The sequence below is a fragment of the Ensifer sp. ENS11 genome, from assembly GCF_014851895.1.
Classification (GTDB): domain Bacteria; phylum Pseudomonadota; class Alphaproteobacteria; order Rhizobiales; family Rhizobiaceae; genus Ensifer; species Ensifer canadensis.
The window spans coordinates 19,485-33,417 of the sequence record NZ_JACVAN010000001.1 but is presented as its reverse complement, the minus strand read 5'-3'; the positions used below and the strand labels follow the sequence as shown (position 1 = coordinate 33,417).

At 61.1% G+C, this 13,933-nt stretch carries 12 protein-coding genes; 5 read left to right on the top strand and 7 right to left on the bottom strand.

What is annotated here, in order from left to right; genetic code table 11:
* Nucleotides 1–3: 3 nt before the first annotated feature.
* The 4 genes from IB264_RS00160 to IB264_RS00145 are packed head-to-tail and all read left to right on the top strand — an operon-like array spanning nucleotide 4 to nucleotide 4,835.
* A complete protein-coding gene (locus IB264_RS00160) occupies nucleotides 4–1,086 on the top strand; it encodes a microcin C ABC transporter permease YejB (protein WP_025425405.1) in 1,083 nt (360 codons plus the stop codon).
* On the top strand, nucleotides 1,086–2,228 hold the full coding sequence (locus tag IB264_RS00155) for an ABC transporter permease (RefSeq protein WP_025425404.1): 1,143 nt from the start codon (nucleotides 1,086–1,088) through the stop codon (nucleotides 2,226–2,228). The genes IB264_RS00160 and IB264_RS00155 overlap by 1 nt, the downstream gene beginning before the upstream one ends.
* An 8-nt stretch (nucleotides 2,229–2,236) precedes the next feature.
* Nucleotides 2,237–3,865, top strand: a complete 1,629-nt coding sequence (locus tag IB264_RS00150; RefSeq protein WP_025425403.1) for an ABC transporter ATP-binding protein — start codon at nucleotides 2,237–2,239, stop codon at nucleotides 3,863–3,865.
* A gap of 10 nt (nucleotides 3,866–3,875) precedes the next feature.
* A complete protein-coding gene (locus tag IB264_RS00145; RefSeq protein WP_025425402.1) occupies nucleotides 3,876–4,835 on the top strand; it encodes a glyoxylate/hydroxypyruvate reductase A in 960 nt (319 codons plus the stop codon).
* 105 nt (nucleotides 4,836–4,940) lie between these two features.
* Here the strand turns inward: IB264_RS00145 and IB264_RS00140 are convergent, their stop codons facing one another.
* The 3 genes from IB264_RS00140 to IB264_RS00130 all read right to left on the bottom strand — a co-directional run bounded on the left by IB264_RS00140 (nucleotide 4,941) and on the right by IB264_RS00130 (nucleotide 7,752).
* On the bottom strand, nucleotides 4,941–5,795 hold the full coding sequence (locus IB264_RS00140) for an NlpC/P60 family protein (RefSeq protein WP_025425401.1): 855 nt from the start codon (nucleotides 5,793–5,795) through the stop codon (nucleotides 4,941–4,943).
* 6 nt (nucleotides 5,796–5,801) lie between these two features.
* The gene (locus IB264_RS00135) at nucleotides 5,802–6,152 is read right to left on the bottom strand and encodes a helix-turn-helix domain-containing protein (protein ID WP_025425400.1); all 351 of its coding nucleotides are present in this window, start codon (nucleotides 6,150–6,152) and stop codon (nucleotides 5,802–5,804) included.
* Between the two features lie 208 nt (nucleotides 6,153–6,360).
* Nucleotides 6,361–7,752 carry a M17 family metallopeptidase gene (locus tag IB264_RS00130; RefSeq protein ID WP_025425399.1) on the bottom strand — a complete coding sequence of 464 codons (1,392 nt, stop codon included), beginning with the start codon at nucleotides 7,750–7,752 and terminating at the stop codon, nucleotides 6,361–6,363.
* A 134-nt stretch (nucleotides 7,753–7,886) separates the two neighbouring features.
* On the opposite strand from IB264_RS00130, the gene IB264_RS00125 reads away from it, so the two are divergent.
* Nucleotides 7,887–8,708, top strand: coding sequence for a tetratricopeptide repeat protein (locus tag IB264_RS00125; protein ID WP_025425398.1), 822 nt, complete (start codon nucleotides 7,887–7,889; stop codon nucleotides 8,706–8,708).
* A gap of 315 nt (nucleotides 8,709–9,023) precedes the next feature.
* On the opposite strand, the gene IB264_RS00120 is transcribed toward IB264_RS00125, so the two are convergent.
* The 4 genes from IB264_RS00120 to IB264_RS00105 all read right to left on the bottom strand — a co-directional run bounded on the left by IB264_RS00120 (nucleotide 9,024) and on the right by IB264_RS00105 (nucleotide 13,922).
* Entirely contained in the window at nucleotides 9,024–10,010 is a 987-nt protein-coding gene (locus IB264_RS00120) for a type II secretion system F family protein (protein ID WP_025425397.1), read from the bottom strand.
* Between the two features lie 9 nt (nucleotides 10,011–10,019).
* Nucleotides 10,020–11,030, bottom strand: a complete 1,011-nt coding sequence (locus tag IB264_RS00115) for a type II secretion system F family protein (RefSeq protein ID WP_025425396.1) — start codon at nucleotides 11,028–11,030, stop codon at nucleotides 10,020–10,022.
* Nucleotides 11,031–11,038: 8 nt separating this feature from the next.
* Nucleotides 11,039–12,499, bottom strand: a complete 1,461-nt coding sequence (locus IB264_RS00110; protein WP_025425395.1) for a CpaF family protein — start codon at nucleotides 12,497–12,499, stop codon at nucleotides 11,039–11,041.
* A gap of 133 nt (nucleotides 12,500–12,632) precedes the next feature.
* Nucleotides 12,633–13,922 (bottom strand): CpaE family protein, encoded by a 1,290-nt coding sequence (locus IB264_RS00105; protein ID WP_025425394.1) that lies wholly within the window; start codon nucleotides 13,920–13,922, stop codon nucleotides 12,633–12,635.
* Between the last annotated feature and the right edge of the window lie 11 nt (nucleotides 13,923–13,933).

The window sequence follows — 13,933 nt, the reverse complement described above, 5'->3', positions numbered from 1 at the left end:
CTGATGGGTGCCTATATCCTGCGACGCCTGCTGCTGATGATCCCGACGATCATCGGGATCATGGCGATTTCTTTCACAGTCATTCAGTTTGCGCCCGGCGGACCGGTCGAACAGGTGATTTCGGACCTGACGAACGCCGGCGGCTCCGACCGGCTGAGCGGCAGCAGCGGCGACCTGATGCAGACCGGTGGCGATCAAGGCGGCCAGTACCGAGGCGCCCAGGGGCTCGACCCGGAATTCATCGCCAAGCTCGAAAAACAGTTCGGCTTCGACAAGCCGCCGCTCGAACGCTTCGGCACGATGATGTGGGACTATATCCGCTTCGACTTCGGCGAGAGCTTCTTCCGCAACACGTCGGTCATCGATCTGATCAAGGAGAAGATGCCGGTCTCGATCTCGCTGGGGCTCTGGATCCTGCTGTTTTCCTACGCGATCTCGATCCCGCTCGGCATCAAGAAGGCGGTGTCTGATGGATCGACCTTCGACATCTGGACCTCGGGCATCATCATCGTCGGCTATGCCGTTCCGAGCTTCCTTTTCGGCATCCTGCTGATCGTCGTCTTTGCCGGCGGCTCGTTCCTCGACTGGTTTCCGCTGCGCGGCATCGTTTCCGACAATTTCTGGCAACTGCCCTGGTGGCAGAAGATCCTCGACTACTTCTGGCACATGACGCTGCCGCTGATCACGCTTTTGCTTTCGGCCTTCGCGACAACGACGCTCTTGACCAAGAATTCGTTCATCGACGAGATCAAGAAGCAGTATGTGACGACGGCGCGCGCCAAGGGCCTGAATGACCGTCAGGTGCTCTACGGCCACGTCTTCCGCAACGCTATGCTGATCATCATCGCCGGTTTCCCGAGCGCCTTCATCTCGGCCTTCTTCACCGGTTCGCTGTTGATCGAATATATCTTCTCGCTCGATGGCCTTGGGCGGCTCGGCTATGATTCCGTCGTCAAGCGCGACTATCCGATCGTCTTTGCGACGCTGTTCATCTTCTCGCTGATGGGGCTGCTCGTCAGCCTGCTCTCCGACCTCATCTACACCTGGGTCGATCCGCGCATCGATTTCGAGCGGAGGGACGTGTGATGAGCACCGTAACCACTGCCCCCACCCAGGTTGCCGCCCCGCCGCGTGGCTGGCTGTCGCCGGTCAACAAGCGGCGCTGGCAGAACTTCAAGGCGAACCGGCGCGGCTACTGGTCGCTCTGGCTGTTCCTTCTGCTGTTCGTGCTCAGCCTGTTTGCCGAATTCATCGCCAACGACAAGCCGATCATCGCCTCCTACAAGGGCGAGATCCTGTTTCCTGCGGTGGTCAACTATCCGGAGGAGAAGTTCGGCGGCTTCCTTGCCGAGACCGACTATCGCTCCGACTACATTCGCGACGAGATCGAGGGCAACGGCTGGATGATCTGGCCGCCGATCCGCTACTCCTACCAGACGGTCAACTCGAACATTCCGCATTCGGCGCCGACAAAGCCCTTCTGGCTGATGAGCACGGAGGAACGCTGCTCGGCCTATCCGGAAGGCACCGCCGACCGCAACTGCATTGCCGGCAACCTCAACTGGCTCGGCACCGACGACCAGGCGCGCGACGTGACGGCGCGCATGATCTACGGCTTCCGCATCTCGGTGCTCTTCGGGCTGGTACTCACCATCGCCTCCGCGATCATCGGCGTGACGGCCGGCGCAGTGCAGGGCTATTTCGGCGGCTGGACCGACCTCTTGATGCAGCGCTTCATCGAGATCTGGTCGTCGATGCCGGTGCTCTACATTCTCTTGATCATCGCCGCGATCCTGCCGCCGGGCTTCTTCATCCTGCTCGGCATCATGCTCTTGTTTTCCTGGGTCGGCTTTGTCGGCGTCGTGCGCGCCGAGTTCCTGCGGGCACGCAACTTCGAATATGTGAATGCAGCGCGCGCGCTTGGCGTCGGCAACGGCACGATCATGTACCGTCACCTGCTGCCGAACGCGATGGTGGCGACCCTGACCTTCCTGCCGTTCATCCTTTCTGGCTCGATCACCACGCTGACCTCGCTCGACTTCCTCGGCTTCGGCATGCCGCCGGGCTCGCCTTCCCTTGGCGAGATGATCGCGCAGGGCAAATCCAATCTGCAGGCGCCCTGGCTCGGGCTGACGGCCTTCTGCGTCATGTCGGTGATGCTGTCGCTGCTGATCTTCGTCGGCGAAGCGACCCGCGATGCCTTCGACCCGAGAAAGACATTCCGGTGAGCGCGACGATGACCGATCCCATTCTCTCCGTCCGCGATCTGTCGGTCGCTTTCCATCAGGGCGGTAACACCTCGCTTGCGGTCGATAGCATTTCCTTCGACATCAAGCGCGGCGAAACGGTTGCGCTTGTCGGTGAGTCCGGCTCCGGCAAGTCCGTGTCCGCCAACTCGATTCTGAAGCTCCTGCCCTACCCTTCGGCAAGCCATCCGAGCGGCGAAATCCACTTCAACGGCAAGGACCTGCTGAAGGCCAGCGATGCGGAGCTGCGCCATGTGCGCGGCAACGACATCACGATGATCTTCCAGGAGCCGATGACATCGCTCAATCCGCTGCATCCGATCGAACGGCAGATCGGCGAGATCCTGGAGCTGCATCAGGGACTGGAAGGAGCCGCGGCGCGCACGAGAATTCTCGAGCTCTTGAACCAGGTCGGCATCCGCGAGCCGGAGAAGCGGCTTGGCGCCTATCCTCACGAGCTTTCCGGTGGCCAGCGCCAGCGCGTGATGATCGCCATGGCGCTCGCCAACCGGCCGGAGCTTTTGATCGCCGACGAGCCGACGACGGCGCTCGACGTCACGGTGCAGGCCCAGATCCTCGAACTCTTGAAAACGCTGAAAGACGAGCACGGCATGTCGATGCTGTTCATCACCCATGACCTCGGCATCGTGCGAAAAATCGCCGACAGGGTCTGCGTGATGACCAAGGGCAAGATCGTCGAGACCGGGCCGACCGCCGAGATCTTTGCCAATCCACAGCATGCCTATACCCGCCACCTGCTCGCATCCGAGCCAAGGGGTAACCCGCCGCTTTCGGACGCCTCGAAGCCAGTCGTCATGGAAGCGGCTGATGTGAAGGTTTGGTTTCCGATCAAGGCCGGCTTCCTGCGCAAGGTCGTCGACCACGTGAAGGCGGTCGACGGCATCGACCTTAAGCTGCGCGCCGGCCAGACGCTCGGCGTCGTCGGCGAATCGGGTTCCGGCAAGACGACGCTCGGTCTGGCGCTGACGCGGCTGATATCGTCCAAGGGACGGATCGCCTTCGTCGGCAAGGACATCGCCGCCTACAGCTTCCGCGAAATGCGGCCGCTTCGAAACCGGATGCAGGTCGTCTTCCAGGACCCTTACGGTTCTCTGAGCCCGCGCATGTCGATTTCCGACATCATCGCCGAAGGGCTGAAAATCCACGAGAGCGCGCTGTCGGACAACGAGCGCGATCAACGCGTCGCCGCAGCGCTCGAGGAAGTGGGGCTCGACCCCGCCACCCGCTGGCGCTATCCGCACGAATTCTCCGGCGGCCAACGGCAGCGCATCGCGATTGCGCGTGCGATGGTACTGAAGCCGAAATTCGTGATGCTGGATGAGCCGACCTCGGCGCTCGACATGAGCGTCCAGGCGCAGGTGGTCGACCTGCTGCGCGACCTGCAGCACAAGCACGACCTCGCCTATCTCTTCATCAGCCACGACCTCAAGGTTGTGCGGGCGCTTGCCAACGAGATGATCGTGATGCGCATGGGCAAGGTCGTCGAGCAGGGCCCGGCGGAGCGCATCTTCAATGCGCCGCAGGAGGATTATACCAAGGCCCTGATGGCGGCAGCCTTCAACCTCGAAGCCGTCAACCTGTCCGCCATCCGCCAGTAGAGTCCTAACAATGCCCTCGAAAAGCTCCGTCATCATCGATCTGAAGTTCATTCCCGAGGAGGTTGCGGCAGCCCTGAAGGGCGCCTTCCCGGACCGGGAGGTGATCAACCGAGCCGATGCCATCCACGACAATCGCGATCTCTCTGATATCGACTATGCCGTGGTGTGGAAATCGGCACCGGACCTTTTCGAGAGAGCGCCGGATCTCAAGGTGGTGTTCTCCGGCGGCGCCGGCGTCGACCATGTCCTGACGCTGCCGGGATTGCCGGATGTGCCGCTTGTGCGCTTCGTCGATCGCAGCCTGACGACACGCATGAGCGAATGGGTGGTGATGCAATGCCTCATGCATCTGCGCCAGCACAGCACCTATGAGGCGCTGGCGGCAAAGCGGGAGTGGCGCGACCTTTCCCAACCCGAGGCGGCGGACATTACCGTCGGCATCATGGGCATGGGCGTGCTTGGACAGGATGCGGCCCGTAAGCTTTCGGCCTTGGGCTTCAAGGTCGTCGGCTGGTCGCGCAGCACGAAGGCGATCGACGGCATCGAGACCTATGGCGGTGACGAGCTGGACGCCTTCCTGGCGCGCACGGACTTCCTGGTTGGCCTGTTGCCGCTGACGCCGGAGACCCGCGGCATCTTCAATGCCGGACTTTTTGCCAAGCTGAGCCGCAACGGCCCCTTTGGCGCCCCGGTCTTCATCAATGGCGGCCGCGGCGGCAGCCAGGTCGAAACCGATATCTTGAGCTCACTCGATTCGGGCCTTCTCGGCGCAGCGTCCCTTGACGTTTTCGAGCAGGAGCCGCTTTCGCCAGAAAGCCGCTTCTGGCAGATGCCGAATGTCTATGTAACGCCGCATGTCGCAGCTTCGTCCGACGTCAAGGCGCTGTTCCGCCACGTCGAACAGCAGATCGCCCGCCTCGAAAGCGGGCAACCTTTGCAGCACGTCGTCGATAAATTAGCCGGCTACTGAGCGCTTAGAACGCTTCCGGCCTCGAGAGAGCCGCCCAAACCCTCTATCTCTTTGTTTTTGCGCATTACCTGACGGAAAACCGCTTCGCACTTTTCCTGGAAATGCTTAAGGGCGGCGATAGCCCGTCGGCTGGTCGTAGAGCCAACCGATGCGTTCGATCGACGCTTCCAGTCCCTCGCGGGCAACGGTCATCGTATGGCCGTTGGCATGGATCAGCGTTTCGTCGTCTTCCATCAGCGCAACGTGGCCCTTCCAGAAGACGAGGTCGCCGCGCCTAAGCTCCTCACGGGCGATCGGCGTTCCCAAGCCTGCAGCCTGCATGTCGGAGTCGCGCGGGGCGAGCTTGCCGACCATCATCATCGACAGCTGCACAAGGCCGGAACAATCAATGCCGAAACCGGAACGACCGCCCCAGAGATAGGGAGTTTCGACGAAGCGGGCGGCAACCGAGACATAGTCTCCGGGCACGACGCTGCCGACCTCGATGCAATGGTTGGCGATCACCGCCTGGCCGCCGTCGAGCAGGAAGTAGCGCGTGCCACGGGTCTCGCGCTCGTCGACAACGCTGAGACGGCTGCCCATCGACAACGGATAAACAGTCGGAAAACGCAAGTCATGACCGGAATAGACGAAGGTGCGCGGGGCCGAGACGATGTGCGTCGGGCTCTTGACCACCGGCGCAAGGCAATATTCCGGAAGGTAGCCGACATAGCCGTCGAGATCCGCCTTCACCCAGCACCAGCTCTCGTTGGTATCGAGCACCCGAACCGATTCGCCGAGCAGCAGTTCGGTATCGGTACCGCAGGCAAGATCGGGCTTTGCCCTGAGCGGCGTTACCGGCACGGAGACGCGGGCAACGCTTCCCTCGACATAGCGCTCGGCCTCCACGACACCGCGAAGGCGGCTTTCGGCGAGGTCGGCTCGATAGGCATTCAGGCGGCGATCGGGAAGTGTCGACATGTCAACTCACTTAGGCTGTTTGCGGCCCTGATCAATGATCAGATCGCCGAATTTTTCAAGATAGAGAGCACCGTCGACTGTCCTTTTGATGACCACGTTGCGCCGATCGCGGTCGTCGCGGGCGCGGTCGACAAGGCCGAGGGCGCCCATGGTATCGAGTGCTCGCGTGATCACCGGCTTGGTGACGCCAAGGGTTGCGGCAAGGCCACGAACGGTGTGGGGCGGCGGCACGAGATAGATCTGCAAGAGGATCGCCATCTGGCGCAGCGTCAGATCGCGACCGTCCACCCGCACCTGTTCCAACGATACCATGTGCCAGAGCCCGAGGGCCTGGGAGGGCGTAAGCTCGACCGGCAATGGCAACTCCTGCGCAACCGCATGAATCCCTCGATCGCTCTCCGGTTCGAGGATTCAAACAGACAGTCAACGAACGACAGCGACCAATACACTTCCAAGGGAAGCGCGGCGCTGCGGTAGTCCGCCACCATAGCGGCGGACCGTTACGCAAGCGTTGCTTTTTCGGACGACCGGCGCAGGGTCAGCGCCGGTCGTCTTCATCAGAGACTTACTTGGCGATCCGCCCGATATGCTGATAGAGCGCGCGAATAGCCTGAGCCTCACCGCCAACAGGCGAATGCGGCCGCTCGGACTGGGCCCACCCGAAGATATCGAAATGCACCCAGCTTTTGGTGTTGGTGACGAAGCGCTTGAGGAAGAGCGCTGCGGTGATCGAACCTGCCATGCCGCCCGAAGGCGCGTTCGTCAGGTCGGCAATGCGCGCGGAGACGTCCTTGTCGTAGCCCATGTGCAGAGGCATGCGCCACATCGGATCGTCGACGCTGAGGCTCGCCTCAGAGAGATCCTGCGCCAGCTCGGCGTCGTCGGTGAAGAACGGCGGCAGGTCGGGACCGAGTGCAACGCGGGCGGCACCGGTCAGCGTTGCCATATCGACAAGCAGCTCGTTCTTTTCCTCGTCGGCATAGGCGAGCGCATCGGCAAGAATGAGACGGCCTTCGGCATCGGTGTTGTCGATCTGCACCGTCAGGCCCTTGCGGCTGCGATAGATGTCGCCCGGCCGGAAGGCATTGGCGGAGATCGAGTTCTCGACGACGGGGATGATGACGCGCAGATCGACCTTGAGCTTTGCATCCATGATCATCAGCGCGAGGCCCATGACGTTGGCGGCACCGCCCATGTCCTTCTTCATTAGCAGCATTGAGGAAGCGGGCTTGATGTCGAGGCCGCCGGTGTCGAAGCAGACGCCCTTGCCGACCAGCGTCACTTTCTTGTGGCCCTTCTTGCCCCAGCGCAGTTCAAGAAGACGCGGCGCTTCTGCGCTCGCACGGCCGACCGTGTGAACAAGCGGGAAGTTCTGCGTCAGAAGAGCCTCGCCCGATATCACCGAGACATCCGCCTTGTAGTGCGTCGCAAGTGCGCGGAATGCTGCTTCCAGCGCCTCAGGGCCCATGTCGTTGGTCGGCGTGTTGATGAGGTCGCGGGCAAGGAAGACGCCGGCGAGCTGACGCTTGATATCGGCAGCATCGGCATCGGTCGGGATGAGCAAGGTCGGCGGCTCGCCCTTTGCCGACTTGTAACGCTCGAAGCGATAGGAGCCGAGACCATAGCCGAGTGCCAGCCGGTTGGCTGTGAGCGGCGCCGTTTCGATATGCCACTTGCCGGGTGGCAGGGCGCGCGCGAGCTTGCCGGTCAGGAACGGCGCCTCGGATGGGTTGCCGCCCAGGCCGAAGAGCGCGCCGCCGAGATGGCCATCGGCGGATGGGATCAGAAGGACCGCGCCCGATTCGGCCTTGAAGCCGGCCTTTCGGGCCCAATCAAGCGCGATCGGATCGATGGCTCCCGTTTCGATATGCGCCGGCGTGACCGCGAAGATCGGCAGAGTCTTGCCTGCGCTGGTGTTGAACGGCGACGGCCGCTCGATGAACTGATAGGGGGCCATGGAAGTCCTCGGCTGACAGAGATGGATTCGCGCATTTAACGCTCTGTTAGGGTTAACAGATTATTGCTGGAGTGAAAGTTGCGCCGATGTTGTTTGGAGTTCTGGTGCGCGAATGCATGCTGGGGACACCGCCGATGGCCAAACGCACGATCTCATCCCTAAACGCCAACCGTCTGCTGCAAGGCGCCGCGATCGCGATCGTCGCCCTGTCTGTCGCCGGCTGTGCCAACCAGCCGAAGAAGGAGCTGACGACCGGTTCCATTTCGGGCACGTCGAAGTCGGTTCAATCGATGACCGCATCGGAACTGTCCCAGGCAGCCGAAGGCATCGGCCAGGCCTATGAGAAGAACCCGCGGGATCGCGAGGCGGGGCTCAACTACGCCAATCTTCTGCGCATGACCGGGCGCAACGAACAGGCGCTTGCCGTCATGCAGCAGGTCGCCATCAACCATCCGCAGGACCGCGAGGTCCTCGGCGCCTACGGCAAGGCGCAGGCAGCGGCCGGACAACTGGATCAGGCACTGAACACGATCAGTCGCGCGCAGACGCCGGATCGGCCGGACTGGAAGCTGAAATCGGCCGAGGGCGCGATCCTTGACCAACTCGGACGTGCCCAGGAGGCGCGCCTGCGCTATCGCGAAGCGCTCGAGCTCAAGCCGAACGAGCCTTCGGTGCTCTCCAACCTCGGCATGTCCTATCTTCTGACCAAGGACCTGCGCACGGCGGAGACCTATCTCAAGTCCGCCGCGAGCCAACCCGGCGCCGACAGCAGCGTACGGCAGAACCTCGCACTCGCCGTCGGGCTGCAGGGACGCTTTCAAGAGGCCGAAACGATCGCCCGCCAGGAGCTTTCCGGGGAGCAGGCAGAAGCCAACGTGAAATATCTGCGCTCGATGCTGTCGCAGCAAGGTGCGTGGACGCAGCTGGCCAAGGCGGACGAAACTAACACCAACTGAGATCACGGAACGGAACCGGTGTCTGTCGCACGCCCCAAGCCCGCTACAGCGACCTTTGCGCGTCTAATAAGACGTGCTGCGCTGTAGGAATCGCTGACTGCGCTTTAAGCCTTTGTTTTTGCGCATGTCGCGCAAAAGTGCGTAGCGGTTTTGCGATAGTGACATGCGCTAGGCTGATCTCAAGCCGCCTCTGATTTGCAAGCCTCCACAGCCTCGCGCGTTCAATGGAATACGCGACGAGCGCCATGGGCGGCCCGACTTTTCGGCACAATCTCCCAAATTGCATCCGCTCTGAAGAATTGTGCAGCAGCGGGATCAGAAACGATCGGCGACCTGGATGCCGGCCGGACCGAGGATGACGGCGACGAGAACCGGCAGGAAGAACAGGATCATCGGCACTGTGAGCTTGGGCGGCAGCGCCGCCGCCTTCTTTTCAGCGGCATTCATGCGCTGATCGCGGCTTTCCTGCGCCAGAACGCGCAGCGCCTGGGCAATCGGGGTGCCGTAGCGGTCGGCCTGGATCAGCGCCTGAACCACCGATTTCACATCATCGAGGCCCGTCCGGTGGCCGAGGTTTTCGAGCGCGATCCGGCGTTCGGGCAGGAAGGAAAGCTCGGCCGTCGTCAACACCAATTCCTCCGCCAGAGCCGGCGACTGGGAGGCAATTTCATCGGCAACGCGCCGCATGCCAAGCTCCATCGAGACGCCGGATTCAACGCAGATCAGCAGGAGATCGAGCGCATCCGGCCAGGCGCGACGAATGGAATGCTGTCGCTTCGAGATGGCGTTGGCGACAAAGATGTTCGGCGCATAGAAGCCGACATAGGCAAAACCGACGGCAAATGCGAACCGCATCATGAACGGCTTTTCGGCAAAATTGCCGAGCACGAAAATATAGATGATCGCGATGACCAGGAACAGGAACGGAAGGCAGAAGCGCGCGAAGAGGAAGGTGTTGAGCGCGTTCTGGGACCGATAGCCCGCCGTCTTGAGACGGTTGACCGTGTTGTCGTCAACGAGGGCTTTGCGCAGATTCAGCCGCTCGACCACCTGGCGAACGGACGTATTGTTCTGACCGCGCAAATTGGCCTTGCCGCTCGAGACTTCGGCCGCCAGGCGCGCGCGTTCCCGTGCGCGGATCTGTTCGCGCTCGGTCGCCACCGATTTCATCCGCTTGCCGAGGTCTCCGCGCTCCAAGAGCGGCACCACGAGAGAATAGAAGGTCGCCAGCACTGCAAATGAGACAAGAACGGCAAAGACGACATTGGGATCCGTCAGTGTCTTGATCAATCCTTCGCTCATAATCGTCCCTCAGATATCGAAATTGATCATGTTGCGCATCACCAGAATGCCGATACTCATCCAGACCAAGCCAGCGCCAATGATGAGATGGCCGCGCGGGTCAGTGAACAGGACCATCATGTAGTCGGGTGAGGTAACGTAAACGAGGAACGACACGATGAATGGCAGGGCGCCAATAATGCAAGCCGAAGCCTTTGCCTCCATCGACAGAGCGCTGACCTTGGCCTTCATCTTCTTTCGTTCACGCAACACCTTCGACAGGTTGCCGAGCGCTTCGGACAGGTTGCCACCCGCCTGCGCCTGAATACCAATAACAATGGCGAAGAAATTCACCTCTGCCAGTGGAATGCTATTGATCATGCGGGCGCATGCCTCGGTGACGCTGAGGCCGACCTGCTGAGAATCGACGACGCGGCGAAATTCGGTTTTGACCGGCTCCTGGCCGTCACCGGCGATGAGGCGCAGGGCATCATTCAACGGAAGACCCGATTTGATCGAGCGAACCATGATGTCGAGCGCGTTCGGAAACTCCTCAAGGAATTTCTTGCAGCGACGCTTGATCAGGAAGCCGATGAACCAGCGTGGCAGGCCAGCGGCGGCGATCAGGCTGATGCCAGCCGAGATCGCGAGACCGGCGCCAGCCATGAGCGTGATGATGAAGGCGACGAAGCCGAAAGCCGCACTGAAAAGATAAAACTGCGTCAGGGAAATGGACAGGTTTGCCTGTGCCAGGCGGGCCTTCATCGATGGCGCCGTCTTGCTCGATTTTTCCTGTTGCTTCTTCTCGAGTTCCTTCAACGAGTCCTGAACGGACTTGCGTCGCTTCGACATTTCGCTGACACGATCGCGAGCTGCCTTGACCTTGACCCGATCTGTTTCGGCGGCGCCGACTTTGCGAATTCGACCTTCCGCCTTCTTCTCGGTTTCTATCCGCGAATACAGGACAACATAGGCAAGGGCCGCCGCTGAAATTGCGACGAGGAAGGCCAGCGCCAGGACGGGGATGCCTATGCCGAACATCGCGGCTCCTAGCCCTTGTCCATAGCGTCGAGTGTCGCCGCCAGGCGTTTGTCTTCGTTGAAGTACCGGGCGCGATCCCAAAAGTGCGGGCGACCGATGCCGGTCGATACGTGGCGGCCGACAATACGGCCGTTGGCATCTTCCCCTTCGATCTCGTAGCGCATCAGATCCTGCGTGATGATGACGTCGCCTTCCATACCGACCACTTCGGTGATGTGGGTGATGCGGCGCGAACCGTCGCGCAGACGCGCGGCCTGGATGATGACGTCGATGGATCCGGAGATGATCTCGCGCACAGTCTTGGCCGGCAGGGTGTAGCCGCCCATGGCGATCATCGATTCCATACGCGCCAGGCATTCGCGCGGCGTATTGGCGTGGATCGTCCCCATGGAACCGTCATGGCCGGTGTTCATCGCCTGCAGCAGGTCAAACACCTCAGGTCCGCGCACTTCGCCGACGATGATGCGCTCGGGCCGCATACGCAGGCAGTTCTTGATGAGATCCCGCATGGTGATCTCACCCTCGCCTTCGATATTCGGCGGTCGGGTTTCGAGGCGAACCACGTGCGGCTGCTGCAATTGCAGTTCGGCGGTGTCTTCGCAGGTAATCACTCGCTCGTCGAGGTCGATGAAGCCGGTCAGGCAGTTCAGAAGCGTCGTCTTGCCCGAACCGGTACCGCCGGAGATGACGATGTTGCAGCGGACGCGGCCGATGATCTGGAGAAGGACTGCCCCCTCGGGCGTGATTGCGCCGAATTTCACCAGCTGATCGAGCTTCAGCTTGTCCTTCTTGAATTTGCGGATCGTCAGTGCGGTGCCGTCGATGGCGAGCGGCGGCGCAATGACGTTGACGCGCGAGCCGTCAGGAAGACGCGCGTCGCAGATAGGGCTGGATTCGTCGACGCGCCGCCCCACCTGTCCGACGATCCGCTGGCAAATCGACAGGAGCTGGGCATTGTCACGGAATCGGACTTCGGATTCGATCGTCTTGCCGCCCACTTCGATGAAGGTCTGACCGGCACCATTGACCATGATATCGGCAATATCATCGCGCGCGAGCAACGGCTCCAACGGTCCATAGCCAAGGACGTCATTGCAGATATCGTCGAGCAGTTCCTCCTGCTCGGAGATCGACATCGCGAAGTTCTTGATCGTGATGATGTCATTGACGATATCGCGAATTTCTTCGCGTGCGCTTTCCGTATCTAGCTTGGCCAGCTGCGACAGATCGATCGTATCGATCAGCGCGGAGAAAACCTGCGACTTCGTATCGTAGTAGTCCTCGTTGCGGGCGGGTCGCTTTCTTTGTGCCGGAGCTGGCGATTGCGGACGCGACGCCGGTGCTTGAGCATCGCCAAGCACCGGCACGTGGGCGATGACGGCCGCTTGCGTGGCAGGGACGATCGGCGGCAGAGCAGCACCTGTCGTGCCGCTCTTGCCGAAGCCTTCGTTTCCGCGTTTGCCGAACATGTTCCTGATCCGTCCGTTGTACAGCGCCGCGTGTCAAACATGACGCGCTAAGGACGCTGTAACACTTTAGATTTGCTGCATAATTTTCTTCTTAAATCGAATCCGACTTAAGGAATTATGCGGTATGCGTGGTCTATTTCTTGCCCAGCGCCGCGAGCATCTTCCCGAGGCCGCCGCGTCGCGCCTTCTTCATCGACGCACGGCCGGTCAGCAGGTGCGCGAGTTGGGAGAAGGTTTCGGCGGCGGCGGATTTTTTGTCTATCTCCGCAATCATGCGGCCGCTGTTCGACGCGTTGCCGAAGAGAACGGCGTCGAACGGGATGATAGCGGCCGCTTCGATTTCCAGCGACTCGCAGAATTCGCTCACCGCAATCTCCGGACGCTTCGGCATGCCCACCTGATTCAAGATGAGATGAGGTTGCTTGTCGTTCGGCCGAAGCTTCTTCAAGGCATCGAGCAGGTTCTTCGTGTTGCGAAGACTTGCGAGATCCGGCACGGCTGTGATCACGATCTCATCGGCTTCGCCGAGAACCGCGCGCGTCCATTCCGTCCACATATGCGGGATGTCGAGCACCGAAACGGGTGCACTGCGTTGCAAGATCTCGAGGATCGGATGAAAGGCGCCACCCTCGAAGTCATAGGCGCGATCCAGCATCGACGGCGCCGCCAGCAGCGAAAGATGCTCGGAGCATTTGGTCAGAAGACGATCGAGAAAGACCTCGTCGAGCCTCTCCGGTGCGAAAACCGCTTCCGAGATACCCGTTGGCGGGTCCTGATCGAAATCGATATTGGCCGTGCCGTAGGGCAGGTCGAGATCGGCAAGAATGGTTTCGGTCGAAAAAAGGTTAGAAATGCCCCAGGCGCAATTGTGCGCGATGGCCGAGGAACCGCTGCCGCCCTTGGCGCCGATAAAGGCCAGGCTGCGCCCCAGCGGCTCGGCGTCGGGATCGACGAAAATCGATGAAACCGCCGACAGAATATCCGGCATCGCCACCGGCGCGACCATATACTCGGAAATGCCGTTGCGGATGAGATCGCGATAAAGAGCGATATCGTTGTGTTTGCCGATGAGAACGACCTTGGTGCTGGGGTCGCAGACCGCAGCCAATGGCGCGAGTTCCGTCAGCAGCGACCGCGGTTCTGTCGACGTTTCCAGGATAATCAGATTGGGCGTCGACACCGTCGCAAACATGTTTGCCGCAGCATCGATGCCGCCACTGTTGATGCGCAGGCTGACCTTCGCCATGCGGCGGTCCTGGCCGCAACGCTCCATCAGCCGCTGCATCGCCTCGCTTTCGCAAAAGGCATGGATAGAAATGCGCGGCAGCGGACGGACCTGCTCGAGGTCGCCCGGTTGAACCGTATCGAAAACGGAATCGCCCGCCCCGGCCCCCGTTTCGATCCTGTACTCAATGGTGCTCATCTGCTGATCCC